The following is a 23,820-nucleotide window of genomic DNA, read 5'->3' as shown; positions in this document are numbered from 1 at the left end:
TCATGCGACGACGCCGATCCCTCACCAGCCGCGGCGCCGGTGCGCTCATCGCCGCGCTGGGCTGCATGATCGCCGCCAACGTCCTCGGCGCCCGCATCCTGCTCTACATCGGGGTGCTGCTCGCCGCCCTCACCCTCTTCTCGCTCCTCGCCGTGCGTCTCCCCCGCCGCTCCGGGACGGTCACCCGTCAGATCTCGACCGACCTGCTGACCGTGTCGGAGACCTCGAGGGTCACGGTGCGCTTCACGTTGCGCGCCCTCCGCGTGCCACGGGGGCTCTGGCACGACGTGCTGCCCGACGCCGTCACCGGCGACTCGGGCGGCGAGTACCCGCCCGAGACCGGTCAGCTCACCTACCTGATCACCGGCGTCCGACGCGGCGTCTGGCCGCTCGGGCCGCTCATGCTGCGCACGGTGGATCCGTTCGGGCTGGCGCAGCGCGAGCAGCCGTTCGGCGACAGCCGCAGCGTCACCGTCGTGCCCGAGGTCTTCGCCCTCGCCCCGCTCGCCGTGCGGGTCGGAGCCGCCGGAGGAACCGCGCACACCTCGTCGACGAGGCTGGGGCAGGGCAGCGACAACCTGTCACCGCGCGGCTACATCCCCGGCGACTCGATGCGTCGCATCCACTGGAGGGCGACCGCACACCGCGGGCAGCTCATGGTGCGACAGGAAGAGGAGGAGTCGAGCCCTGACGCGGTCGTCGTGCTCGACCGCAGCAGCCGCCACTGGGATGCGCCGGGCGTCCACGCCGATCCGGCCTTCGAAGCCGCTGTGTCCCTGTGCGCCTCCTCCGCCATCCATCTCGCGTCCGAGGGCTACAGCGTCGACGTGATCGACGGCGCGGGAACTCTGCTCGGCGCCCTGCGCGGGCACGAAGACGACCGTGACGGACTGCTCGTGGCGCTGGCGATGGTGACACCCCGCGGCGAGAGTCGGGACCTGGCGTCGCTCATCGGAGGAACGCCTCCCGGCCCGCTGGTCTTCATCACCGGGCGCCTCGATGAGGAGGACGCCGCCCTGCTGCGTCCGGCGGGAGCCACCGCCCCCATGCTGTTCAGCACCGAGCTGCTGCCCGGTGCCGCCGAGGCCTCCGTCCCGCACGGCTGGACGGTCGTGGAGCTCGGAGCGGACATCGCCGAGGCGTGGGAGGATGCCGTCTCGGCGCGGATCGGAGTCGGCGATGTTCCGCGCTGAGCGGTCGGCCCCGACCGCGGCCGCCCCCACGCCATCCGCGCCGCAGTGGCACCGCGACCGCGAGGAGACGACCGGCGTCGTCGGCCCCGGTGCACTGGCTGCCGCGGCGACACTCGTGGCGACGTGGCCGTACACGTCGGTCATCTCTCCGGGCACCTGGTCGGGTACGGTCCTCGTCGTGGTCATCGTCGTGGCCGGGACGGGCATGCTGCTGCGGCACCTGCTGCGCCGACGGGCGGCATGGGTCCGGGACACCGGCACCCTCCTCACCCAGATCGTCGTGGCCATCGGCGCCGTGACGCTGCTCGTCGCGGGTGACACCGCGATCTTCGGGGTGGTCCCGACGACGACCACCCTCGCGGTGTTCGGAGCCCTCGGGGCCGCGGCCTTCGAGGAGGTCGCTTTCGGTTCCGCGCCGCTCGACGCCTCGCCCGGGCTCGCCGCCACGATGGGCGCCGGCTTCGCGATCGTCGCGATCCTCCTCGACCAGCTCGTGGCGCACCGCTCGGCCGTGCTGGCTGCGCTGCTGACCGGCGCCATCGGCGCGGTGCCGATGATCGTCACCCTGGGTGAGACGAACGTGATCTGGTTCGTGCTCTACGGCGTGATGGCCCTGCTCCTCTTCCGTTACACCGCGCGCCGGCATCCGGAATCGCCTCGCCGATCGTCGACCTCGCTCGCCGTCGCGCTCGGGGCCGCCGCGCTGGTCACGACCGTGGCCATCGCACCCGCGCTGCCCGTCGCGACGAGCATGGCCGGCACCGGCGTCGGCGTCACGGTCGACGCATCGCTGCGCCTCGGTGACGACCTGCGCCAACCGAACCCGGTCGAGGTGCTGACCGTGGCGGCGGACGGCGAGACCGCCCCCTACCTGCGGTTGACGACGCTCTCCCGGTTCGACGGACGCGTCTGGCAGCCCGACCGAGGCGACCTGCAGTCGCAGGACGACGGCTTCGGCGCCCCGGAGTGGGGTGAGGAGATCGCGACGGAGGAGGAGAACACCTCCATCCGGGTGCTGCGCATGTCGAGCTCGTGGCTTCCGGTGCCGTACCCGGCCACCGCCGTGCAGGGTCTGAGCGGCTCGTGGCGGGTCTCCCCCGACAACCGCACGCTCTTCTCGCGCAGCGCCGATGCCGTCGGCAACGACTACACCGTCACCTCGTCCCGCCTGATCCCGACGCTCGAGCAGATCCGCGCGATCGACGCCGCGCCCCCCGTCGTCGATCCCGAGGCGGAGCCCGTGGAGCTGCCGGGCATCATCGCCGAGCTGGCCACCGACGTGACCGCGGCCGCGAGCACCGACTACGACCGACTCGTGGCACTGCAGAACTGGTTCCGCTCGCAGTTCGCGTACTCCCTCGAGACACCGGTGCAGGAAGGCTTCGACGGCACCGGAGCCGAGGCCGTGGCGCAGTTCCTCGAAGAGCGCCACGGGTACTGCGTGCACTTCGCCGGAGCCTTCGCACTGATGGCCGAGAGCCTGGGGATGCAGGTGCGCATCGTCGTCGGGTACCTGCCCGGCTCGCTCACCGATGAGAAGCGCGGCACGGAATCGGTCTTCTCCGTGACCAGCGACCAGCTGCATTCCTGGCCGGAAGTGCTCTTCCCCGGCGTCGGCTGGGTTCCCTTCGAGCCGACGGCCTCGCTGGGGGTACCGACCGCCTTCCGGGCGGGGGTGACGCAGGGCGGTGGCTCCGGAGACCCGTCCGTCCCCGTCCCCACCACGGCCCCGCAGAGCGAAGAGACCTCGGCTCCGGAGGTGGACCGTGACCCCGACGGCGGCGACTCGGCGGACGGCGGCGCACGGCGCACCCTCGACCCGATGCCGGTCGCGCTCACCGCACTCGGAGTCGTCGTGCTGCTCCTGCTGCCGGCGCTCATCCGCGTCGTGGAGCGCCGCGGTCGCATGAGCCGAGCGCGAGGCGGAGACTCCGCGGCGGCTTGGGCCGAGCTCCGCGACACGTTGATCGACCTCCAACAAGACGTGTCCGATGCCGAGACCCCACGTGTGCGTGCGGCGGGTCTCGTGCGGTCGAACCAGGTCGACGCGGCGGCGATGCGTCGACTCACGGATGCCGTCGAGCAGTCCAATTACGCCCGCTCCGGTGATGCGGAGACTGATCTGTCCGAGCCACTGCGCCAGGTCTTGGTGCAGCTGCGCGAAAGCGTCGACCGACCGACCCGGGTGCGCGCCGCACTGCTGCCGCGGTCCCTGTACGCTCCGCGAGCCGCCGAGCCAGGAGCGGCGGTCTGACGGCAGGGCTCCGGGACGCTCGGCTCGGGTCGGCTGGGTCGGTCGAACCCGCGTTCAGGCGGCGTGAACGGCGCAGGACACGGCGACGCACGCCTCGCACACCACGAACTGCGAGCGGCAGGAGAGGTCGGGGCAGTTGGCGGTGCGCTTGGTGGGCGTCCCGCAGCCGACGCACTCGCCGATGACCCGCGCGTGGTCGGAGAAGTCGACGGAGCCACGGCCGTCGAACACGTACAGCGAGCCGTCCCAGAGGCCGTCGTCGCCGTACTTCTCGCCGTAGCGGACGATGCCGCCCTCGAGCTGGTAGACCTCGCCGAAGCCGCGAGCCGTCATGAGACTCGATAGCACCTCGCAGCGGATCCCGCCGGTGCAGTAGGTCACGACCGGCTTGCCCTTCAGGTCGTCGTAGGCGCCGGAGTCGAGGAGCTGCACGAAATCCCGGGTCGTCTCGGTGTCGGGCACGACCGCGCCGCGGAACCGTCCGATCTGCGCCTCGAGGGCGTTGCGGCCATCGAAGAACACCACGTCGTCGCCGCGTTCGTCCATCAGCGCGTGCAGTTCTTCCGGGGTCAGGCGGGTGCCTCCACCGACGACGCCGTGCTCGTCGACACGCAGCTCTCCCGGGGCTCCGAACGACACGATCTCGTCACGCACCTTGACGCTGAGCTTCGGGAAGTCGAGGCTGCGGCCTTCGGCATCGAGCCCCGTCCCCTCGCTCCACTTGATGTCGGCGTCCGCGAACGGCGCGTAGGAGCGGAAGGAACGGAGCCATTTCTTCAGGACCGTGATGTCACCACCGAGAGTGCCGTTGATCCCGTCCTTCGAGATGAGCAGTCGTCCGCGCAGCCCGAGCGCCTCGCCGATGTCGCGCTGCCAGACGCGCACGGCGTCGGGGTCGGCGAGGGGCGTGAACGCGTAGAAGAGGACGATCTTGGGGGTTGCCACCCAGGAATCCTACGTCGGGTGCGGGTGGTGGGCGGAACCCGCTCAGAGCCGGTCCCGGCCGCGCTACTTCACGTCGCGCTTCAGAAACGCGACTGCGCCAACCCCGAGTGCCGCCACCACCCACCCTGCTACCACCAGCACGGCCAGCCATGTGTCGAGGCTGTCCTTCGGTTCCACTCCCAGGGCGGTGATGTCGAACTGAAGGGCTTCGAGCATTGCGAGAAGCGGAAGGTAGACGGCGCCCGCACTCCAGAAGGGCGCCACCAGCATCGCCGCCGCCATCGACATGGATGCGGCGAACAAAGCCACCAGATGGGTCTGGATGACGATCCCGAGCCCCATTCCCCAGAGGCCCGCGACAGCGCCGAGCGCAACGACGGGGCCGACCGATGACCACTGCACAGGAATGCCGCCCATGGCGATCATCAGCGCAACGTGACCCCCCACCACGCCAGCGAGAGCGACGACCGCACCGCCGAGCGCAGAAGTGGGCATTCGGGTGAGGAAGATCACCCACCGAGGCTGGAGCATCAGACGCTGCGCGATGACACCATCTCGGCGGTCGACGGTGTACCGGAAGGAACCATAAACAGCCGCGACAACTGCGCCATACGTCGCAAGCACGGCCCCGAAGGGCGCGATGAGCGCCTCACGAACATCAGCAGGCGCAGTCGCGAACTCCGGTGGGACGCTCGTCGCCAGGGAGAGCGACATCGCAAATGCCGCCACCGCGCTCCAGAGGAGGACGATGTCGGCCGTGAAGCTCCGGCTCTGAGCGCACAGAGCCCGCAGAATCACGAAACGGCCCTTCGTCTCCGGTACCACGCGAGCGCGACCAGGCCGACAGCCCAAGCGAGCGCGACAGCGAGTGCAGGGATGAACTCGAGCAGCTGGTCCTGGTACCCGGGAACGCTCAGCGCGGCGAGGGCCAACCCGGGCGAGAACCGCGCCAGCTCAGGTGCGTTCCGCAGCAGCGCGAACTCCACCGCCATCGGGATGGCGAGAACGAGAGCCGCCGTCACGTAGTAGTTCCGTGTTATCCAGCCGATGGCACCTCCGACGAGGGAACCGAGCACGGAGCCGAGCAGAGCTCCCGCATATATCTGCCAGGCATCCTGGGTGAGCACGAGCGAAAGTCCGTTCTGAGCGAGAAGGAAGTGCACCCCCACCGTCCACAGCACGAAGATGCACACTGACAGTGCGCTCGCGACAAAGGCACCGGCGACGAGCTTTCCCGTGAATGCGCGACGAAATCCGACGCCGGTCAGCGTTCTGTCCATCGAGCCGTAGTAGTACTCGCGGGTGACACCGTATGCCCCGGCGAACGCCGCGGCGATGGCGGACCAGGCAAGCGGCTCCAGGAGCCGGGTCGTGGCAGCGCCAGCCTCGACGCCGGCGACATCGAAGCGGGAGCCGTCGGAGAAGAGAACGAACAGGGGCATGAGGAGCGCGATGAAGTAGACGGGCAGAATGGAGAGGCCGCTCACCGCGCGCAGCACCTCGCTCCGAATGGCTCGTCTCATGCGGGTGCTCCTTCGACCAGGTCGAAGTACTTGCTCTCGAGAGAATCGCGGTCGCTCGTTACGAGGTCGCCGAGCCGCCCGGCGTAGAGCGCGCGCCGCTTGATGACGACGACCTCATCCACGACCTGTTCCAGTTCGGCCAGTTGATGACTGGCGATCAAGACGGTGCCGCCGCTTTCCGCGAAGCCGCGGAGGAACCGGCGGAGCCATCGAATGCCGTTGGGGTCCAACCCGTTCGCCGGCTCGTCGAGGATGAGAGTGCGCGGAGAACCGATGAGCGCAGCAGCGAGCCCGAGTCGCTGGGCCATCCCGGTCGAGTAGGTCTTCACACGGCGACGGGCGTCTGGAGCGAGTCCGACCATCTCCAGGACCTCGTCGACGCGGCCGGAAGATGCGCCGGCCGCGAGTCGGGATATCTCCAGATGCCGTCTCGCGGTGATCCCGAGTTCGAAGCCGAAGCCGTCCATGTGCACGCCGACGTGCGATGCGGGGTTGTCGAGGGCGGTGAACGGGGCACCGTCGATGAGGCTGTCGCCGCTGGTCGGCGCGAGCAGACCCACGATGCTGCGCAGAGTCGTCGACTTGCCCGCGCCGTTGGGCCCGAGCAGACCGACGATGGACCCCCGCGGCACAGCGAACGACAGCTCCTCGACGGCGGTTCGGTTGCCATATCGTTTGGTGAGTCCTCGGACTTCGATCGCATGGTCGTTCATCTTGATCCTCTTTCTACTTCTCGTTCTGGGATGCCGAAAGTGGCTGCATCACGCCGGTGGCCCAGAGGAACTCCCACAGACTCACCATTCCGAGATCGAACCTCGCCTGCCCGGCCTCGGGAGGGCTCCCGCCTCTGTCGGATACATCCACTTCTGCGAAGGACACGGCCGAGACCGACACGCCCGCCGCTGTGGCGGGAACCAGAGCATCGAGCGGCACCCTCGTGGGCTCGGGTCGCTGCGGTCTCGCGGTTCCTTCACCGACCTGCCGGCTGCCCAGGATGCCGCTGCTCAAGAGCACGATAGGGGTCCCGTCGCGCACCTCCACTGCCGTTTGCCCGTCGGCGTGGACAAGGACCACCCGACCGCCTTCTGTGGAGAAGCCGAAGGTGGCGGTCATCGGTACGGGGATCACGGCTCCGGCGATCACGATGATCGCACCCAGCGCGGCGCAGACCGAGATGAAGCGCAGTCGCGACACACCTGACCGGAGCACCCGGTGCAGGGCCCTCCATAAAAGCCCCATCCCGACGAGCACGACGACGGCTTCCAGCGCCACCACGAACATCCCGAGACTTGGTCCGCCCGCGGCCAGAGATCGGACCGCGCGTGTGACGGCGAGCAGCACCAGCGTGATCGGTGCGATGAGGCTCGCGAGGCCGAACGGCACGCTCCACCACGTGTTCACGCTCTTGCTCATGCGCCGTCCGCCGAAGAGGAGGCCTGTCAGGAAGTTCGCTCCGTCGCGAATCGTCCGATTCCTGAGGTTCGGCTCGTCCAGCGCACTCATGAGCGCGATGTACCCGTCGAACCGCACGAACGGGATCAGATTGACGAGGACGATGGCTGTGCAGGAGAGACCAAGGATCTGCAGGGTCTCGCGGACGACCGGTTGCGGAGCCACCAGCGCCGCCGTGAGTGCGATCGCCGCGACCACGGCGTGCACGGCGGGTCCGGCAAGAGCGACTTCCACGCGCTGCCGACGGCGAGGCAGGCGCCAGCCATCCGTCACATCGACGAAAAAGGCGGGAGCGAGATAGAAGAGCATGACGCCGGCGCGCCGGGACCTGCCGCCGTAGCGCGTGAGTGTGAGGCCGTGGGCGCTCTCATGGAGCAGGGTGAGGCACGCGAGGACGGCGACGAGAACCACGATCGCCCCCAAAGGCATGGGCGTGGTGACGACGTTCAGCAGCTCTCTCGCCTGAAGGATGGCCGCCATGAACCCCAGGCTGAGCACGGCCGCAACGGATACCAGGATCGCCCGGCGTGGGAGGGGCGCGATCAGACGGTGCAGTCGACCGAAGATGGCGGCCGCACGAAGGGTTGCGATCTGCAGCGTGAACGGGGGCCGATAGGTCAGCCGACCGGGCGGCAGCTTGGTGTCGCCCTCGAGCAGCCCCGTGGCGCGGAAACGCTGGACCAGCTGGAGGAAGCTCTCGGAGGACTCGGATGCGGCGAAGCGCAGATGCAGATCGTGAAGCGAGGTCGTGCCGTCCATCGCCGACAGCAGGTCGACGACCGGCCGCGAAACCCTGGATGAAGGCACGCCGTGCAGCACTGCTATCCCCGTCGATTCATCGCCGACTCCCACGAACGTGACTCCGGTCGACAGAAGCGGACACGTGTCTGCAGTGAGCGGTGCTGGTGCGGAGCTCTTTCTCCTCCGAAGGGAACTAGTCGGAAACATCGCCATCCGCCATTCCCCAGGCCCCCGCCCACGACGTCTTGAGAAGGAGGATCTCCGCTCCGAGGTGCGTTCGAACAGGAGATACGGCAGGTTCGTGGAAGCCGGCTTCGACGAGTTCTCTCGCGAGAACCTCGTGGCTGAGCAGCTGCAATCGGCTGGTGAGGATGGTGACTTCGCCGCCAGGGGTCACGTCTGAGGCACGGACCCAATTGACCACCCGCGCCGCGCCGTCCGCTTCCACCTGCTGGGAGAAGAGATAGATGTCGTCTTGGCCTCTACCAGGGACTCTGATCTCACGCTCTGTCGGCACGGCGAGACTCTGCGCAGACGCACCTGTGGCGACGGTGAAGGCGAAGACGCCGCCGGGGGCGAGGTGACGCCGCACGTTCGCGTAGAGAAGCGACCTTCCTTCGTGATCGAGCAAGGTGATGGACGTCGCGCCGATGATGACGAGCTCGTACCGGGCCTCCAGCGAGAAGTGACGCATGTCCGCGACGATGCACTCGACGGCCGACCGCTCCGGCAAGGCGCGTCGCAGGTGGGCGAGCATGTCGTCCGAAAGGTCGATGGCGGTGACTCGCTTGCCGGATCTCACCAGCGGGATCGTCACTCTCCCGCTTCCCGCGGCGAGATCGAGTACAGGCCCCGCGGCATCTCTCGCGAGTGCCAGCATCTCTCGAATCTCGGCACGGTCGGGGCCGACGAGTCGCTCATAGAAGTCGGTGCCCTCCCCTTCGTACAGGTCTTGTTCCCGGGGACGCGCCCCGACCAGGTCGAGTCGCGCCTGCATGGCTTCGGTGATCAGTCCTGGCATTCGATGGCCTCTCAGCGTGAGCAGTGGAGTGCGGGCGGGTGTGGTCCGCCCGCACCCCTCGGTCAGGTTGCGATCGCTGCCGCACCGCCGATGATGGCGATGATGTAGCCCGCGTGCTCCCACCATTCGAGTGGTGCGTCGATCTGTTCGAGTTCCTGGAATTCCAGCGATCTCGTCAGCATTTGGTACCTCCTCAATCGGTAGTCGGATACGACTACTACGTCAGCGCGAGAATCCCGATGATGACGCCCGCGGCGAATCCCCGCAGGAAGTCCTCGCCGTCGTTCAGCGCTTCCATGGCCTCGAGTTCGGTGAACTCGAGCTTCGGCATCGTGGCCTGCATATTTCCTCCTTTCGTTTCGTCACCCTCATCGGGTCGACGAGATCACGTCGCTGCGGCTGCGCCGATTCCGATGAGTATCAGTGCGCCGATCGCGCCTTCATAGAAGCTCTCCCAGCTGGGGGCTTCCATTTCGTCGAGTTCTTGAAAGCAGATCTGCCTTTCAACACCGTTGTTCATTGAATTCACCTCCTTCATGTCGAACGTGAGAGGTTGGCATGGGGGTGCCAACGGGCTGAGCGTTCTAGCACGAATCGCGGAGCACATCACGGAAGTCCGCCGCGAGAAGTCCGCGAAGCATCGGTTGGCGATGCCCCCACGCTTTCTCGGTGGCCGTGGAGATGCGACCGATCTCGTCAGCCGTCGGCTTCGCCGGGCACGGGATTCCCCACCCGTCGACGAGCGCAGCCGCGCCGGCGGGCGGATCGAGAGGCAACCCGGTCCCGGCGGTGACCCCGGCCCAGAAATCCTGGAGGCTCTCACGATCCCCCCAGCGTGACTCACCCGAGCAGATTCGCCGCCACACGGCAGCGATGATGCCAGCCGTTGCGACCATCTTGCGAACCCCGAGCACGAACGCGACTTCGTTCGCCAGGTACCAATGACGGGCGCCGTAGGGGTCGGGGCCCCTGAGCGCTGCGGTGCGCTGGGTCGCTGCGCTCAGACGCGCGACGCGCAACCTTCCCGTGGGGGAACCCGAGTGACGAGCGGCGGTCTCGAGGAGTGCCCTACCGAGCGTGACGGCGTCGCTTTTCGCCCTCGCACTCCTTCCCGGACTCGTCGACGCCCCTGCCAGGCGAAGGAACGCCTCCAGCGCTCCCTCCCTGACCGAAGTCGGCCGGAGGGTGACCGAATTGCAGGGATCGATGATGGCGTGACGCGGCCTCAGGGAGCGCCCGACGATGAGGCGATTGCCGTGTTCGTTTCTGAGGATGGCGACACTGTTCGTCTCCGACGAGGTGCCGAGCGTAGTCGGCATGGTGACGATGTCGACGGGCGGCGGAGCATCGGGCAGGAATGTCAGTGGCGCCCTCGACGCATGTTCGACGGCGTAGTCGAACACCCGCCCATTGGCGAGCGCGAGCGCGGCGAGCTTGCTGGCGTCGAGTACGCTCCCTCCACCGACTGCCACGATGACGCGTGGAGGGCGGCGAACGATCTCGCGCGCGATAGCTACCACCGTCGTGACGTCTGAGGCGAGTGCGTCGATGTCGATCATCCTGGCGTTGCCGTCGTCCAGGAAGGGAACCGTGACGGCCGCATCAGCGATCACCAAGGTCTCCCGTCCCGCCGTGAGGCGCCCCACCGCCTCCCGTGCGATCCCGCTTCCGTGCCATAGCGTGGGAACGCGCCCCGCAAAGCCTCTATTCATGCGGAGATCTCCCGTGACTGCGCCACACCCGCACGCACCGCGGTATCCATTTCCACGAGTTCCCCGGGGGTGAACCCGTACGCCGGAATCAGTTCGATGGAGCTCGGCCCCGGCTGCACAAGGACGCCGTTCGCCGCGACCGCGGAGACGACGCGAAGAACCTCGGGACCGGAGAGCGGATTCCCATCCTGGTCGCAGAGTTCCAACCCGAGAAAGCAGCCGCGTCCCGTGACCCCGGTGACGATGCCGTCCGACACCAATCGTGTCGTGAGCTGTGACAACTCGTCTGCCAGTGACATGGTTACCGATTCCACGTCGATGCGGTGCAGCTCCTCGATGACGGCGACGATCGCCGCCGAACACCCTGGTGTCCCCGCCTGCGTCTCGCCGTGGATGAACGTCCAGCCTCCTCGGACGAACTCGGAGGCCACACGGTGCCCGACAAGGAGTGCTGCGGCGCCCATCGCGCCGTTCGTCAGTGCTTTCGAGAGGATGAGGACGTCGGGCGCGGCCGCCCAGCGGTCGGTAGCGAACATCGTCCCGGTGCGGCCGAATCCCGTCGCGACCTCATCAGCGACGATCAGAAACCCGTACTCCTCCCTCAAAGCGAGAAGACGGTGCACGAAGGCATCTGAGAGCGCGTACGCGCCGCTGCCAAGGACGGGCTCGACGACGACCGAGGCCACCCGCGACCCTTCGCGTGAGAGCAGTGTCGCCAGCTCCTCCCCGTCATCGCTGTGCGACACGTGCCTCACCGATCTGCGATCGACCGAATAGACCGCTTGGTGGAGTTCATCGCCACTCAGTGCATGGCTGCCGTACATGGTGCCGTGATAGCTACCCTTCAGTCCGACGACGAGCGATCGGGACCCGGAGCCCTTCTGCACCCAGTACTGTCGCGCCAGCTTCACGGCGGCATCGTTCGCCGCCCCGCCCGACGTCGAGAAGATGACACGGCGGTACCTGCTCGGTTTCGCCAGTTCGATGAGAGCCTCCGCCGCGATTTCCGCATACCTGTGCGGCGCTCTGAACAGGGACAGGTACGAGGCATCATGTGTCGCTCTGCTCACCGCTTCGGTCACCGCAGCGTTGCCGAAGCCGAGGGGGACATTCCACAGCCCGCTCGTCGCACAGAGGCGCGTGGATCCGTCAGCGAACTCGATGCGGTTTCCTGACGCGCCGACGGCCACTCGGTCAGGCGCGAAGGTGACGTCGGCCGGGAGCATCGAGGTCCACAGCGCGTGCGGGTCGGTCATGCGTCGACTCCCGTGGGGCGTGGTGCGGCGGCAGCGCGTCTGCCGGAGTGGACGCCGAGAGCTGCGAGGGCTGCACGGCACAGGGTCTCCGCTTCCGAGACAGAGATGCCGAGTTTTCGCGCCACCCGCTCAGCCGCGAGGGCGAGCGTGCTGGAAGTCTGGGCGACGGCGACCACCGCGGCAGTCATGGGCGACAGCAGCTGGCGACGCAGTGTGGTGGGGTCGGCCAGTATGAAACCGTCTGCCATCTCGAGCAGGAATGGATCGCGGATGGGCGGTTCGGCATCGGAGAGGTTGTCGTCGACCAGGGACCAGCCGAACCCCGTGATTCTCGCCGCACCGTTGGCAAGCCGGAGCATCTTCATGAGATCCGTCGCCTGGAGGTATCGACCGATCCACTCCCGATTCGCGAGGTCGGCGAGGAGCACATCTCTGGGCGCGATGTCGTCCCACGCGGCGACACCCGGAAGCGGGATCGTGAGTACCGCCGGCAGGTCATCGACATGGCCGATGTCGGCGCCGCGCACACCGATGCTCACTCTGCCATCGGAACTCAAGCGGATGGCGCTCGGAGTCTCCAGTCCGCGGGGGTCGGCAAGCGCTCTGCGGTCCGCGAGAAGAATCCGGGGGTCGAGCAGAGTCGAGGGAAAGATGCCCGTCCGTCGGGCGAGTTCAGCGTCATCGAGGAAGGCGCGCCAGCTCGACTCATCGAAGAAGCACACCGCAGTGGGGCCGACGATCTGAACGAACTCCGCAGCCGAATAGTCCTGGAGTTCGACTCCACGTTCTCCGAAAAACAGCTCGTCTCCGGGGTCGCGCAGTGCGCCGTTGTAATGGACGGCCGTGGCAGGTCCTCTGTACGGATCGCTTCCTGTCGGCAACAGCATGACGTCGTCCTTACTGGTCACCGCGTCCAGGTTCCGTGCCGAGGCTCCGACATCCACGAGGTACACCCGCGTGTGCTGATCGCGCACTCCGGTGATCCATTCACGCAGTGCCCGGGCTCCGACGCGTTCGATATCGACCGCCCCTTCTTCGTCGCGCGTCATGACCCGTGCCGCCGGTAGCCGGTGACATCGAATCCCGTCGCCGCAAACCTGTCCTGCAGCGCACGCACCAGCGGAGCGACCCTGCTCACCCGCGTGCCGAGTTCGGTGGCGAGCAGGGCCGTCGCCTCAAACTCCTCCGAGGTCGCGATCAGGCATTCCGCAGCCCTCGCGGAATCGACTCCGAGTCGGAGACGTCTGTGGCTCACTCGATCAACCAGGATGTACTCCTCGCCGTCCCCTGTAACGAGGAAGGGTGCATCGGCAGCCAGTATCGAGGGATATGCCCCACCCTCGTCGAGCACCGCGACAAGGTGGCGGCCGAATCCGGAGATGGCAGCACGAGGCGGTGCGCCCTCCCACCCTCGCATCAGATCGAGAGCCGCCAGATACCGCCCGAACCACGGGCGGTCGTCGAGGTCCGCCTCGAGGACGCGAGGGTCGACGACCCCGGCAAACGAGCGCCCTCGCCCTGCTCCCGCCGCGGCCGTCGCCTCGATATCGGCCCGTTCATCGCCCACGCTCCCGAGCAGAAGCCCGTCAGGCCCGTCTCGATACTCCCCATGACGCGTGACGTGGACCCGACCGAGTGAGTCGCCGATGAGGTCCGCCGCGAGAGAGGAGGCCCAGGAATCCAACAGCACTTCCGTGTTCAGTAGCTGACCCACGAAGACGCCGGAGTTCCGCGCCGTGTCGGCATCGCTCAGGAAGGCGGCGATCCCCACTGCCGAGAACTGCCGGACGACGGTCGGACCGGCGAAGGTGGTGAAGGGAACAGCGACGTAGTCCTGCAGTTCGAAGGTGTGGCGCCCGCCGAGGGTGATCTCATCGCCGGGTTCGAGGAAGGAACCGTCGTACGCGATGGTCCGCGGATCGGAATGTCGTATGGGGGCGATCACGATGTCGCAGGGCTCCGCCGCGTGCAGCACCTCCTCGATGTGGTCTCCGGATTCGAGGAAGAACACGGCGCCCTCGACGATTCCCCGCCTTCCGCTGACGTACTGCTCGAAAGCAGTGGCCGTGCGGTGGCTCGGCCGTGATGCCGTGGTCGCGCTGTCCTGCATACTCTCCCCCAGACGACGAGGACCTTGATCGAACACGATCTGTCCTCATCTGAGGCTATACAGCTGACGTGTGACATGCAATATTCTGCCCGCGGCATCCTCGCGACCGGCCGAGGGCCGCGCGTCACGGCTCTGTCACGCCACCCTCCCCCGATCGGATAGGATGGACAGGTTGTTCCTGGTGACGTGTCCGAGCGGCCGAAGGAGCACGCTTGGAAAGCGTGTGTTGTGCAAGCAACCGCGGGTTCGAATCCCGCCGTCACCGCCAGAAACGCAAGAAGGGTCTCCGCGCCAGCGGGGGCCCTTCTTGCGTTTCTCTCCAGTACGGGGATTCGGGGAGGAGCGAGCGCCGGGATACGCCCCCGGCTCACTCAGCCGTCGAAGCGCACGCCGTAGATCTGCCCACCGGGCGCCGCGGGCAGTCGCGTCATCCCGAGCCGCTCGTAGAACGCGGCCGCTCCGGCGTTGTTCGGGTCGATCCCCAGGTGCAGTCCGCGCACCCCGCGGCGGGTCAGCTCGGCGAACAGGGTCTCCATGAGACCGCGCCCCAGCCCCTGCCCCTGCGTCTCGGGGAGCAGATCGATGTGCAGGTGGGCGGGGTACTCGGCGGCGTTCGGCTCGATGCCGGGGGCTCGCTCGTACCCGTACTCGACCATCCGCTCCTCCCGGGTCGCGGGCTCCGCAGACCGGGGGTATCGCTCCTGCAGCCCGGGCCACCACTCGTCGCGGAACCAGGTGTAGAAAGCGTCGGTGTCGTCCGTCGCCACGATGTACCCGATGGTGCGCTCGTCGTCGCTCTCGACCACCCAGGCGAGGTCGGGATGCCGCTCGGCATAAGGAACGGCGAACAGGTCGCCCCACAGCGAGTCGTCGGGGAGGATGCCGGTCGCATCCCCGCCCGCGTCGGCGGTCTGCACGCAGATCTCGTACAGCGCGGCACGATCGGTGGGGCGGTAGGGACGGATGCGCGACACGAAGGCTCCTCTGACTGAACGGTCCGGTTCAGCCTATCGGCGCCTCCACCTCGGACTTCTTCTGCTGCACCCAGGGCAGCAGCCACGCCGCCAGCACGAGCACGACGCCGGCGCCGACGAGCGCACCGCCGAGCGTGTCGGTGGCCCAGTGCACCGACAGGAATGTCCGCGAGAGCGCCATCGCCAGCACCCACAGCACACCGAGGATCGCGGTCCAGACCCGCGGGAACAGCACCCAGACCACGAGCGCGATCGTCGCCGCGTTCGCGGTGTGGCCGGATGGGAACGAGCCGTAGTCGCTCACCACCAGCATGTCCTCCGGGCGCGCTCTTCCGAAGAGCTGTTTGAGCAGCTGCACCGCACCGGCGCTCGCGGCGAAGCACACGGCCGCGAAGACCGCACCACGCCAGCGTCGTGCGAGCACGAGCACGAGGATCGCCAGCAGCGGCACCCCGAGGATCGCCACCCAGCCGCCGCCGATCCAGTCCATGACCAGCGCGAACTGCAGCAGCCAGTCACCCCGGATGCCGGCGACCGTCTCGTTCCACCAGTGGTCGAAGCCGGGCGTCTCCGGATACACGAACACCACCAGGGCACCGAGCACCGTCGCGAGCGCGAGGAGGCCCGCCCCCCACCACAGCAGCATCCGCCTGTCCATCGTCCCATTCTGCGGGACGAGGCCCTGCCGATCAGGGATTGAGCATCCCGACGGTCCGCGGACGCACGACGAACCAGAGCGAGAGGATGCCGATGGCCGCGCAGCCGACCATGACCGAGGCCATCGTCGTCGCGGTGATCCCGGCGTCGTGGGAGAGCCATCCGACGACCGGTGAGATGAGCCCGGCGACACCGAAGTTCGTCGCGCCGATGATGGAGGCCGCGGTGCCGGCCGCTTTCCCGTGGCGGTCCAACGCCAGCACCTGCACGTTGGGGAACGTGAAACCGCAGGCGGTCATGAACACGAAGAGCGGGATGACCGTTCCCCAGAGTCCGAGCCCGAGCTGGTCGGTGACGATGATCGCGACGCCGGCGAGCAGCAGCACGGCGGTGGAGTAGGCCATGACCCACTGCGGTCCGAACCGGGCGGCGAGACGAGACGCGGTCTGGACGCCCGCGACGACGCCGAGCGAGTTCACGGCGAAGAGCAGGCCGTATTGCTGCGCATCGAGTCCGTGCGTGACCTGGAACAGGAACGGCGAAGCCGAGAGGTAGGAGAACAGCCCCGAGAAGGTCATGCCGCCGATCACCAGCACACCGAGGAAGACCCGATCCGAGAGCACCGAGCGATAGCGCTGCAGCATCGTCGCGCCACCGCGGTCCTGTCGGCGGGCGACGGGCAGCGTCTCCGGGATGAACAGGATCGCCGAGGCCAGCATCACGACGCCGTAGGCGGCGAGGACGACGAAGATCCCCCGCCAGGGCATGAGAGTCAGCAGCCAGGAGCCGATGAGCGGCGCGATGACCGGGGCAACACCCGACACCAGCGCGAGACGCGAGAGCATGACCACCAGGCGGCGGCCGCCGAACAGGTCACGCACGATGGCCATGGCCACGACGCCACCGGCCGCGGCTCCCACACCCATGAGGACGCGCGCGGCGCTGAGCAGACCGAGGTCCGGAGCGAACGCCGCTCCGACGCTGGCGAGCACGTGCAGGGCGGTGACCGCGATCAGCGGCACCCGGCGGCCGACCTTGTCGCTGAGCGGACCGACGACGAGCTGCCCGAGGGCGAAGCCGATCATCGTGCCGGTGAGGGTCAGCTGGATCGCCGCAGCCGTGGTCTGGAAGTCCTCCTCCAGCACCGGGAAGGCGGGGAGGTAGAGGTCGATCGTGAACGGCCCGAGTGCCGTGAGCGCGCCGAGCAGGATGATGTACAGCGTCCGGCGACCGAGGGAGATCGCATCCCCCGGGTGCAGCATGATGGGCGCTGTCGCCGGGTTCGCGCCGAGGGTGCGGATGGCGCCGGTGGCGGTGGAGGTGCGGATGCTGCCGGTGGCGGTGCGCTCGGGCTCTGCGGGAGGAACGGCGTCCGACCCGTCGGGTCGCGAGGTGGGGATGGAGTCAGTGCGGGGAGCGTCGGACACGACGTCCTTCCAGTGTTCGGGGTGCGTGGTCGAATCGATTCGCCAGGGGAAGAACCCATGCTACCGCCGACCCGACCCCACCCCCGCGATGGCTCCGGGCGGGAGGTCAGCGCGCGATGCGCTCCAGACCCTGCTCGAGGTCGGCGAGCAGGTCGCCGATGTCCTCGATCCCGACCGAGAGCCGCACGACGTTCTCCGGGACGGCGAGCTCGGTGCCGCGCACCGACGCGTGGGTCATGTCCGGCGGGTACCCGATGAGGGATTCGACTCCGCCCAGCGACTCCGCCAGTTGGAACAGCGAGGTGCTCTCGGCGAAGGCCCGTGCGGCGTCAGCGCCCGCGGCGAGCCCGAGCGAGAGCATCCCGCCGAAGCGGCTCATCTGCTTCGCGGCGATCTCGTGACCGGGGTGCGAGGCGAGTCCGGGGTAATACACCTGCGCGAACTCGGGGCGCGCTGCCGCCCACTCCGCGATCGCCTGCGCGTTCTCGGAGTGCTGCCGCATCCGCAGCGCCAGCGTCTTGATACCCCGCGTGGTGAGCCAGGCGTCCAGGGGCGCGGATACCGCACCGACCGCGAACTGCTGGAACTTCACCTGATCGAAGAAGCGGTCGTCGCTGAACACGACGGCGCCCCCGAGCACGTCCGAGTGGCCGCCGAGGTACTTCGTCGTGGAGTGCACGACCAGGTCGGCCCCGAGCGCGAGCGGCTGCTGGAGCGCGGGCGAGGCGAAGGTGTTGTCCACGACCACGATCGCACCGGACTCGTGCGCGATCTCGGCGATGAGCGCGATGTCCACGACCTTCAGCAGCGGGTTGCTCGGCGTCTCCAGCCAGACGATCTTCGTCTCGGGGCGGATCGCGGCGCGGAGCACATCGACATCCGAGAGCTCGACCGTCGTCGTGTCGATTCCCCACGGCGAGAGCACCTTGGTGAGCAGTCGGTACGTGCCGCCGTACACGTCGTTGCCGAGCAGCACATGATCGCCCGGCTTCAGGATGCCGCGCAGCAGAGCGTCTTCGGCGGCAAGACCCGAGGCGAAGGAGAGTGCGCTCGCGCCGCCTTCGAGCGCGGCCAGCTGCGTCTCGAGCGACGACCGCGTGGGGTTGCCGGCACGGTTGTATTCGTAGCCCTCGCGGAAACCGCCGATGCCGTCCTGCACGTGCGTGGAGGACTGGTAGATCGGCGGGATGATCGCCCCCGTCGTCGGGTCGGGAGCTTGTCCTGCATGGATGGCGCGAGTGGCGAAGGCGTGGTCGGACATGCCCTCAGCCTACGACCGCCCCCGCAGCGGAGGCCCTCCCGTTACGCCCGGGGTCAGGCGACGTCGGAGCGCTCAGCGGGAGAGGTACCCGAGCAGATCCTGTCGCGTCAGCACCGTGTGCGGCTTGCCGTCTTCCGTGACCAGCAGGGCATCGGCGTCGGCGAGCGCCGTCTTCGCCTGGGCGACGGAGGCGTGGATGCCGATGAGCGGGAGCCGCTCCCCCACGTGCGCTCCGACGGCATCGGTCGCACTCGCCTCGCCGCGGAACAGCAGGTCGAGCAGCCCCTTCTCGTCGACCGTGCCGACGACCTCGCCCATCATGACGGGCGGTTCGGCGCTGAGGACGACCAGCTGCGAGACGTCGTAGTGCGTCATCATCCCGATGGCCTCAAGAACCGTGTCGGTCGGATGCGCGTGCACGAGGTCGGGGATGCCCTCGCCCTGGCGCGATGGCCGCGCGGCGAGCACGTCGGCGACGGTCTCCCCCTCTTCCACGTCGCTGAACCCGTAGGAGCGCATCCATCCGTCATTGAAGATCTTCCCGAGATAGCCGCGACCGCCGTCCGGCAGGAGGACGACCATCACGGCATCTGCGGGCAGTTCGCGCGCAACGCGCAGGGCGCCGACGACGGCCATGCCGCTCGATCCGCCGACGAGGATGCCCTCCTCGCGGGCGAGCCGTCTCGTCATCGCGAACGAGTCCGCGTCGTCCACCGCCACGATCTCGTGCGGGACGGTCGGATCGTAGGCACCGGGCCAGATGTCCTCCCCGACGCCTTCGACGAGGTAGGGACGACCGGTGCCGCCGCTATAGACGCTGCCCTCGGGATCGACGCCGACGATGCGCACCTGCCCCGCCGACACCTCGCGGAGGTAGCGCCCGGTCCCCGTGATCGTGCCGCCCGTGCCGACGCCGGCCACGAAGTGCGTGACCTGCCCCTCGGTGTCGCGCCAGATCTCCGGTCCTGTGGTCTCGTAGTGGCTGCGCGGACCGTTGGGGTTCTCGTACTGGTTCGGCTTGAACGCGCCGGGGATCTCGCGGGTGAGTCGATCACTGACGCTGTAGTACGACTCCGGGCTGTCCGGCGCGACCGACGTGGGCGTCACCACGACCTCCGCGCCGTAGGCCCGCAGCACGTCGATCTTGTCCTCGCCCACCTTGTCGGGAAGCACGAACACGCACTTGTAGCCGCGCTGCTGCGCCACCAGCGCGAGGCCCACTCCGGTGTTGCCGCTGGTGGGTTCGACGATCGTGCCACCGGGCTTCAGGTCTCCCGATGCCTCGGCGGCGTCGATGATCCTCGCGGCGATGCGATCCTTCGACGAGCCGCCCGGGTTCAGATACTCGAGCTTGACGAGCACCGTGCACGCAACACCCTCGGTGACGCGAGTGAGCTTCACGAGGGGCGTGTCGCCGACGAGGTCGACGATCGAGTCTGCGTACTTCATGACTTCAGGGTAGACGCGCGGATGCCGCGGGCGGGGCTGTGTTTCGCCCACCCGCGGCATCCGTTCTCACGAAAGGCCCCCCGGTGTCTTCCGAAGCGTCAGCCCTTCGTCGAACCGGCCAGCAGACCGCGGACGAAGTACCGCTGCAGCGCGAAGAACACGATCAGCGGCACGATGATCGACACGAACGCACCCGCAGTGAGCAGGTACCAGCCCTCACCGCGGCCGGTGATCTCGGCGAGCACCTTCGTGATCGGAGAGGCGGCACCGTCGGCGAACACGAGCGCCACGAGCAGATCGTTCCAGACCCAGAGGAACTGGAAGATCGCCACGGACGCGATCGCCGGCATCGTGAGCGGAAGCACCACGCGGAAGAAGATCTGTCCGCGGGACGCGCCGTCGACGCGCGCGGCCTCGATGATCTCGCCGGGGATCTCCGACATGAAGTTGTGCAGCAGGTAGATCGCGAGCGGCAACGCGAACATCGTGTGGGCGATCCACACTTGCGCATAGCCGCCGGCGACGTCGAGCCCCTCCGTCACCTGCACACCGAACAGGTTGATCCCTCGGGAGAACGATGACAGGAGAGGCACCAGAGCCATCTGGATGGGAACGATCTGCAGCGCGAACACGAAGATGAACAGCGCGTTGCGCCCCTTGAACTCGATCCACGAGAACGCATACGCCGCCATCGCCGCGATCATCAGCGGGATGAGCGTCGCCGGGATCGTGATGACGATCGAGTTGAAGAAGGATTCCAGGATCGTCAACTGCGTGGTGCCGGACTGCAGCACCGCCGCGTAGTTGTCGAGTGTCAGCCTCGGGTCGGTGAAGACCGTCCACCAACCGGTGGTCTCGATCGCTTCCCGGTCGCGGAACGACGAGATGAAGAGGCCGAGCGTCGGAACGGTCCACACGACGGCGATGATGATCGCGGCGACGCTCGCCCAGGGCCGGCTGAGCCGCTTGCGCGCTCGTCCGGCCGAGGCCTCGAATCGACCGGAGGTCGTGATCGCGCGGGTGCTGGCGCCAGTGTCGGAATTCACGGTGTCGGTCATCGGATCTCCCGCTGCTTCTTGATCTGGCGTGCGTTGTAGATGACGATCGGCAGCACCAGGATGAACAGGATGACGGAGAGCGCAGCACTGCGACCCGCCTCGAACTTCGAGAACTGGGTGTACATCTCATTCGCCAGCACCGACGTGCCGTAGTTTCCACCGGTCATCGTGCGAACGATGTCGAACACCTTCAGGGAGGCGATCGAGATCGTGGTCAGCACGACGATGAGCGCCGGACGGATCGACGGGATCGTCACCGACTTGAAACGCTCCCAGGCGTTGGCGCCGTCGAGCTCCGCCGCTTCCAGCAGCTCGGCCGGCACGCCCTTGATCGACGCCGAGAGCACGACCATCGCGAAACCGGTCTGCACCCAGATCAGCACCACGATGAGCGCCAGGTTGTTCCACGGACCGTTCAACAGGAATTGCTGCGGCTCGCCGCCGAACCACACCAGGATCTGGTTGAGCAGACCGATCTGCTCGAACTCCGGGCCTCGGTAGGCGTACACGAAGCGCCAGATGATGCTGGCACCGACGAACGAGATCGCCATCGGCATGAACACCAGCAGCTTGTAGATCTTCTCGCCGCGGGTCCGATCGATGAACACCGCGTACCCGAGGCCGATCATCGTGGAGAGCGTCGGGACGAGCAGCACCCACACGATCGTGTTGATCACCGAGGTCACGCCGTCCGACTGCGTGAAGATCCAGAGATAGTTGGAGAACCCGACGAAGTCGCTGCCGGTCGAGTTCCAGAACGACGCATAGACGGTTTGGATCGACGGCAGGATGAGGCCGGCGAGAAGCAGCAGCATCGCCGGAGCCATGAAGGCCACGAGCTGGATCAGGTAGCCCGCGCCGTCGCGGGACCGGTAGTCCAGGAAGAAGAACAGTGCACCGACGGCGACCGCGACTCCCATCGCCCAGTAATAGGAGTTGAAGAACCACATCACCGCGAGCGGGATGAGCAGGCACATCGCGAGGCGGATGCCGGTGTAGAGAGCGCCCTTTCGCGGGGCGATGTCGACGAGCAGCAGGATCACCACCACGACCACCGCGAATGCGATGACCACGGCGAGCGCCTGGAGGATCGGCGGGAGTGTCCCGATCCATTGGAAGAACACAGTCGCGTTCATGGATTCCCCTTCATGAGACGGAGCTGATCAGCGGTCGGCGCGGCGATGCGCGGACCGGGTGTGAGAAGGAGGGCCGCCCCGCGGGGCGGCCCTCCTCATCCGATCAGCTGGAAGGCCAGCCGGTCTCGATCTGGGTCAGCACCTCATCGGTGGAGGTCCCGTTGATCCAGGCGACCATGCCCTTCCAGAAGGTTCCGGAGCCGACAGCACCGGGCATCTGGTCCGAACCGTCGAAGCGGAACGTCACCGAGTCGTCCTGGAGGAGCTTGATCGACTCCTGCAGGATCGGGTCCTCGACCACGTCGAGGTCGACACCCTTGTTGGCCGACGTCACGCCACCCAGGGCGAGACGGCTGTTGGCCCACTCGGGGCTGGACAGGTACTCGAGCACCTTCTGCGTCGCCTCCGAGTCGCTGAACGCGCCGACGATCTCGCCACCACCGGTGATGAGAGTCTCGTCCGGGTTCGGGCTCGGCGTCAGGAACGCCCAGACATCGCCGTCCTCGGCGAAGTTCGTGCCCTCGGGGTAGAAGCCCGACAGGAACGAGGCCTGGTGGGTCAGCCCACACTCGCCGCTCGCGACCTTCGCGGCCACGTCACCGAACGCGGTGGAGTTGATCGAACGCACGTCACCGAAGCCGGCGTTGACGTACTCCGGGTTCAGCAGGATCTCACCGGTGGCGTCGAACGCCTCCTTGATCTGCGGATCGGTGAAGGGGATCTCGTTCTTGACCCACTGGTCATAGACGTCAGGACCCGCGTTGCGGAGCACGAGGTCTTCGATCCAGTCGGTGCCCGGCCAGCCGGTCGCGACGCCCGACTCGAAGCCGGCGCACCACGGGGCGGCGCCGCTCTTGTCCTTGATGGTCTGCGTCAGCGTCAGCAGCTCGTCCCAGCTGGTCGGCTCCTCGACGCCCCACTCGGCGAACTTGGTCGGCGAGTACCAGACCCACCCCTTGACGCTCGCCATCAGCGGTGCGCCGTAGAACGTGCCGTCGTAGGTGCCGAAGTCGACCCAGCCCTGCGTCCAGTACTCCTCGGCGTTCTTCTTGACCGCCTCCGGAGCCGGCTTCAGCAGGTCACGCGACGCGTAGTCCGCGAACAGGCCGGGCTGCGGGAAGATCGCGATGTCGGGCGGGTTGCCGCCCTGTGCGCGGGTGCCGAGCTGCGTCTCGAAGTCCTGGCTGCCCTCGTATTTGATCTCGATGTCGTTCTCCTTCTCGAAATCCGCCCAGGATTCCGCGAGGAGTTCTGCTTCGCCCTCGACGATCGTGCCGTAGATCGTGACGGTGTTGTCTCCGCCGCCACCACCGCCGCCTCCGGAGGTCCCACCGGGAGCCCCGCATCCGGCGAGCGCGATGCCCGCGACCCCCAGCAGGGCGAGCGGCGCGTAACGCCGGGAACGCTGTGACAGAGCCATGTGAATTCTCCTCTTCGAGTACAGGGTCCCACCTGATGCGATGCCACCCCGCGGCACCGGTAGGGAACCGATTCCAGGCCAACCTACTGGCGATCGATATCCCGGCACAACACGGAAGGGTCACAAGCTCACAACCATTCGACTCAGATCGACGCCGTCGATGGGAGCGCTCCCTCGCGCACAGTGTGGAACCGGTTCCTTTTGAGCGCTTCGAGGACTACGCTGTCACCC

23 protein-coding genes and 1 tRNA gene are annotated in these 23,820 nt (G+C 67.6%); 3 read left to right on the top strand and 21 right to left on the bottom strand.

All coding sequences use genetic code 11. The features are described 5' to 3' along the window. Window positions 1-2 precede the first annotated feature (2 nt). Window positions 3-1,193 (top strand): DUF58 domain-containing protein, encoded by a 1,191-nt coding sequence (locus tag ACCO44_RS07955; protein ID WP_372469184.1) that lies wholly within the window; start codon window positions 3-5, stop codon window positions 1,191-1,193. Then, complete coding sequence (locus tag ACCO44_RS07950) at window positions 1,180-3,447, top strand: transglutaminaseTgpA domain-containing protein (protein WP_372469183.1); 2,268 nt, start codon at window positions 1,180-1,182, stop codon at window positions 3,445-3,447. The genes ACCO44_RS07955 and ACCO44_RS07950 overlap by 14 nt, the downstream gene beginning before the upstream one ends. 54 nt (window positions 3,448-3,501) lie before the next feature. Here ACCO44_RS07950 and ACCO44_RS07945 read toward each other — a convergent pair whose 3' ends face one another. The 13 genes from ACCO44_RS07945 to mpaB (ACCO44_RS07885) form a co-directional block, all read right to left on the bottom strand. Next, complete coding sequence (locus ACCO44_RS07945; protein WP_372469182.1) at window positions 3,502-4,392, bottom strand: rhodanese-related sulfurtransferase; 891 nt, start codon at window positions 4,390-4,392, stop codon at window positions 3,502-3,504. 63 nt (window positions 4,393-4,455) lie between these two features. Continuing rightward, window positions 4,456-5,190, bottom strand: coding sequence for a hypothetical protein (locus tag ACCO44_RS07940; RefSeq protein ID WP_372469181.1), 735 nt, complete (start codon window positions 5,188-5,190; stop codon window positions 4,456-4,458). Then, on the bottom strand, window positions 5,187-5,915 hold the full coding sequence (locus ACCO44_RS07935) for an ABC transporter permease (RefSeq protein ID WP_372469180.1): 729 nt from the start codon (window positions 5,913-5,915) through the stop codon (window positions 5,187-5,189). Before ACCO44_RS07935 ends, ACCO44_RS07940 begins: the two co-directional genes overlap by 4 nt. After that, the gene (locus ACCO44_RS07930; RefSeq protein ID WP_372469179.1) at window positions 5,912-6,628 is read right to left on the bottom strand and encodes an ATP-binding cassette domain-containing protein; all 717 of its coding nucleotides are present in this window, start codon (window positions 6,626-6,628) and stop codon (window positions 5,912-5,914) included. The genes ACCO44_RS07935 and ACCO44_RS07930 overlap by 4 nt, the downstream gene beginning before the upstream one ends. Window positions 6,629-6,641: 13 nt before the next feature. Further along, entirely contained in the window at window positions 6,642-8,315 is a 1,674-nt protein-coding gene (gene mpaP, locus ACCO44_RS07925) for a daptide biosynthesis intramembrane metalloprotease (RefSeq protein WP_372469455.1), read from the bottom strand. Continuing rightward, window positions 8,302-9,129 (bottom strand): daptide-type RiPP biosynthesis methyltransferase, encoded by an 828-nt coding sequence (gene mpaM / locus ACCO44_RS07920; RefSeq protein ID WP_105711379.1) that lies wholly within the window; start codon window positions 9,127-9,129, stop codon window positions 8,302-8,304. Before mpaM ends, mpaP begins: the two co-directional genes overlap by 14 nt. Before the next feature lie 62 nt (window positions 9,130-9,191). Beyond that, the gene (gene mpaA3 / locus ACCO44_RS07915) at window positions 9,192-9,311 is read right to left on the bottom strand and encodes an MpaA3 family daptide-type RiPP (protein ID WP_308737268.1); all 120 of its coding nucleotides are present in this window, start codon (window positions 9,309-9,311) and stop codon (window positions 9,192-9,194) included. 35 nt (window positions 9,312-9,346) lie between these two features. Further along, entirely contained in the window at window positions 9,347-9,472 is a 126-nt protein-coding gene (mpaA2, locus tag ACCO44_RS07910) for an MpaA2 family daptide-type RiPP (protein ID WP_258134202.1), read from the bottom strand. 42 nt (window positions 9,473-9,514) lie between these two features. Further along, window positions 9,515-9,649, bottom strand: a complete 135-nt coding sequence (gene mpaA1 / locus ACCO44_RS07905; protein WP_258134203.1) for an MpaA1 family daptide-type RiPP — start codon at window positions 9,647-9,649, stop codon at window positions 9,515-9,517. 64 nt (window positions 9,650-9,713) lie between these two features. Further along, window positions 9,714-10,742 carry a daptide-type RiPP biosynthesis dehydogenase gene (mpaC, locus tag ACCO44_RS07900; protein WP_372469177.1) on the bottom strand — a complete coding sequence of 343 codons (1,029 nt, stop codon included), beginning with the start codon at window positions 10,740-10,742 and terminating at the stop codon, window positions 9,714-9,716. 95 nt (window positions 10,743-10,837) lie between these two features. Next, on the bottom strand, window positions 10,838-12,067 hold the full coding sequence (gene mpaD / locus ACCO44_RS07895) for a daptide-type RiPP biosynthesis aminotransferase (RefSeq protein ID WP_372469176.1): 1,230 nt from the start codon (window positions 12,065-12,067) through the stop codon (window positions 10,838-10,840). A gap of 26 nt (window positions 12,068-12,093) precedes the next feature. Beyond that, a complete protein-coding gene (gene mpaB / locus ACCO44_RS07890) occupies window positions 12,094-13,146 on the bottom strand; it encodes a daptide biosynthesis RiPP recognition protein (protein WP_372469175.1) in 1,053 nt (350 codons plus the stop codon). After that, window positions 13,143-14,207, bottom strand: a complete 1,065-nt coding sequence (mpaB, locus tag ACCO44_RS07885) for a daptide biosynthesis RiPP recognition protein (RefSeq protein ID WP_372469174.1) — start codon at window positions 14,205-14,207, stop codon at window positions 13,143-13,145. Before mpaB (ACCO44_RS07885) ends, mpaB (ACCO44_RS07890) begins: the two co-directional genes overlap by 4 nt. Window positions 14,208-14,387: 180 nt before the next feature. Here mpaB (ACCO44_RS07885) and ACCO44_RS07880 point away from each other — a divergent pair. Continuing rightward, window positions 14,388-14,475: transfer RNA gene (locus tag ACCO44_RS07880), tRNA-Ser, on the top strand. Between the two features lie 103 nt (window positions 14,476-14,578). Here ACCO44_RS07880 and ACCO44_RS07875 read toward each other — a convergent pair. From ACCO44_RS07875 to ACCO44_RS07840, 8 genes are all read right to left on the bottom strand, one after another. Beyond that, window positions 14,579-15,181, bottom strand: coding sequence for an N-acetyltransferase family protein (locus ACCO44_RS07875; RefSeq protein ID WP_372469173.1), 603 nt, complete (start codon window positions 15,179-15,181; stop codon window positions 14,579-14,581). Window positions 15,182-15,209: 28 nt separating this feature from the next. Further along, a complete protein-coding gene (locus tag ACCO44_RS07870) occupies window positions 15,210-15,839 on the bottom strand; it encodes a phosphatase PAP2 family protein (protein ID WP_372469172.1) in 630 nt (209 codons plus the stop codon). A 31-nt stretch (window positions 15,840-15,870) separates the two neighbouring features. Further along, window positions 15,871-17,265: a multidrug effflux MFS transporter gene (locus ACCO44_RS07865; protein WP_372469171.1), complete on the bottom strand. Its 1,395-nt coding sequence runs from the start codon at window positions 17,263-17,265 to the stop codon at window positions 15,871-15,873. A 106-nt stretch (window positions 17,266-17,371) separates the two neighbouring features. Beyond that, the gene (locus ACCO44_RS07860; protein WP_372469170.1) at window positions 17,372-18,526 is read right to left on the bottom strand and encodes a cystathionine gamma-synthase; all 1,155 of its coding nucleotides are present in this window, start codon (window positions 18,524-18,526) and stop codon (window positions 17,372-17,374) included. A gap of 72 nt (window positions 18,527-18,598) precedes the next feature. Next, the gene (locus ACCO44_RS07855) at window positions 18,599-19,975 is read right to left on the bottom strand and encodes a cystathionine beta-synthase (RefSeq protein WP_372469169.1); all 1,377 of its coding nucleotides are present in this window, start codon (window positions 19,973-19,975) and stop codon (window positions 18,599-18,601) included. A 98-nt stretch (window positions 19,976-20,073) separates the two neighbouring features. Then, entirely contained in the window at window positions 20,074-21,033 is a 960-nt protein-coding gene (locus tag ACCO44_RS07850) for a carbohydrate ABC transporter permease (RefSeq protein ID WP_372469168.1), read from the bottom strand. Then, window positions 21,030-22,169, bottom strand: coding sequence for a carbohydrate ABC transporter permease (locus ACCO44_RS07845; RefSeq protein WP_372469167.1), 1,140 nt, complete (start codon window positions 22,167-22,169; stop codon window positions 21,030-21,032). The genes ACCO44_RS07850 and ACCO44_RS07845 overlap by 4 nt, the downstream gene beginning before the upstream one ends. Window positions 22,170-22,272: 103 nt before the next feature. After that, window positions 22,273-23,589, bottom strand: a complete 1,317-nt coding sequence (locus ACCO44_RS07840; protein ID WP_105711389.1) for an ABC transporter substrate-binding protein — start codon at window positions 23,587-23,589, stop codon at window positions 22,273-22,275. Window positions 23,590-23,820 lie beyond the last annotated feature (231 nt).

The sequence above is a fragment of the Microbacterium maritypicum genome, from assembly GCF_041529975.1.
Lineage (GTDB): Bacteria > Actinomycetota > Actinomycetes > Actinomycetales > Microbacteriaceae > Microbacterium.
Note: the sequence above shows the minus strand (reverse complement) of the source record. Positions and strands in the feature narration are given on the sequence as shown.

Bases quoted from the DNA above. Each gene is read 5' to 3' on its own strand.
- ACCO44_RS07955 (WP_372469184.1), top strand. From the start codon at position 3: ATGCGACGACGCCGATCCCTCACCAGCCGCGGCGCCGGTGCGCTCATC.
- ACCO44_RS07950 (WP_372469183.1), top strand. From the start codon at position 1,180: ATGTTCCGCGCTGAGCGGTCGGCCCCGACCGCGGCCGCCCCCACGCCA.
- ACCO44_RS07935 (WP_372469180.1), bottom strand. From the start codon at position 5,915: ATGAGACGAGCCATTCGGAGCGAGGTGCTGCGCGCGGTGAGCGGCCTC.
- ACCO44_RS07930 (WP_372469179.1), bottom strand. From the start codon at position 6,628: ATGAACGACCATGCGATCGAAGTCCGAGGACTCACCAAACGATATGGC.
- mpaP (WP_372469455.1), bottom strand. From the start codon at position 8,315: ATGTTTCCGACTAGTTCCCTTCGGAGGAGAAAGAGCTCCGCACCAGCA.
- mpaM (WP_105711379.1), bottom strand. From the start codon at position 9,129: ATGCCAGGACTGATCACCGAAGCCATGCAGGCGCGACTCGACCTGGTC.
- mpaA3 (WP_308737268.1), bottom strand. From the start codon at position 9,311: ATGCTGACGAGATCGCTGGAATTCCAGGAACTCGAACAGATCGACGCA.
- mpaA2 (WP_258134202.1), bottom strand. From the start codon at position 9,472: ATGCAGGCCACGATGCCGAAGCTCGAGTTCACCGAACTCGAGGCCATG.
- mpaA1 (WP_258134203.1), bottom strand. From the start codon at position 9,649: ATGAACAACGGTGTTGAAAGGCAGATCTGCTTTCAAGAACTCGACGAA.
- mpaD (WP_372469176.1), bottom strand. From the start codon at position 12,067: ATGCTCCCGGCCGACGTCACCTTCGCGCCTGACCGAGTGGCCGTCGGC.
- mpaB (WP_372469175.1), bottom strand. From the start codon at position 13,146: ATGACGCGCGACGAAGAAGGGGCGGTCGATATCGAACGCGTCGGAGCC.
- mpaB (WP_372469174.1), bottom strand. From the start codon at position 14,207: ATGCAGGACAGCGCGACCACGGCATCACGGCCGAGCCACCGCACGGCC.
- ACCO44_RS07870 (WP_372469172.1), bottom strand. From the start codon at position 15,839: ATGGACAGGCGGATGCTGCTGTGGTGGGGGGCGGGCCTCCTCGCGCTC.
- ACCO44_RS07860 (WP_372469170.1), bottom strand. From the start codon at position 18,526: ATGTCCGACCACGCCTTCGCCACTCGCGCCATCCATGCAGGACAAGCT.
- ACCO44_RS07855 (WP_372469169.1), bottom strand. From the start codon at position 19,975: ATGAAGTACGCAGACTCGATCGTCGACCTCGTCGGCGACACGCCCCTC.
- ACCO44_RS07850 (WP_372469168.1), bottom strand. From the start codon at position 21,033: ATGACCGACACCGTGAATTCCGACACTGGCGCCAGCACCCGCGCGATC.
- ACCO44_RS07845 (WP_372469167.1), bottom strand. From the start codon at position 22,169: ATGAACGCGACTGTGTTCTTCCAATGGATCGGGACACTCCCGCCGATC.
- ACCO44_RS07840 (WP_105711389.1), bottom strand. From the start codon at position 23,589: ATGGCTCTGTCACAGCGTTCCCGGCGTTACGCGCCGCTCGCCCTGCTG.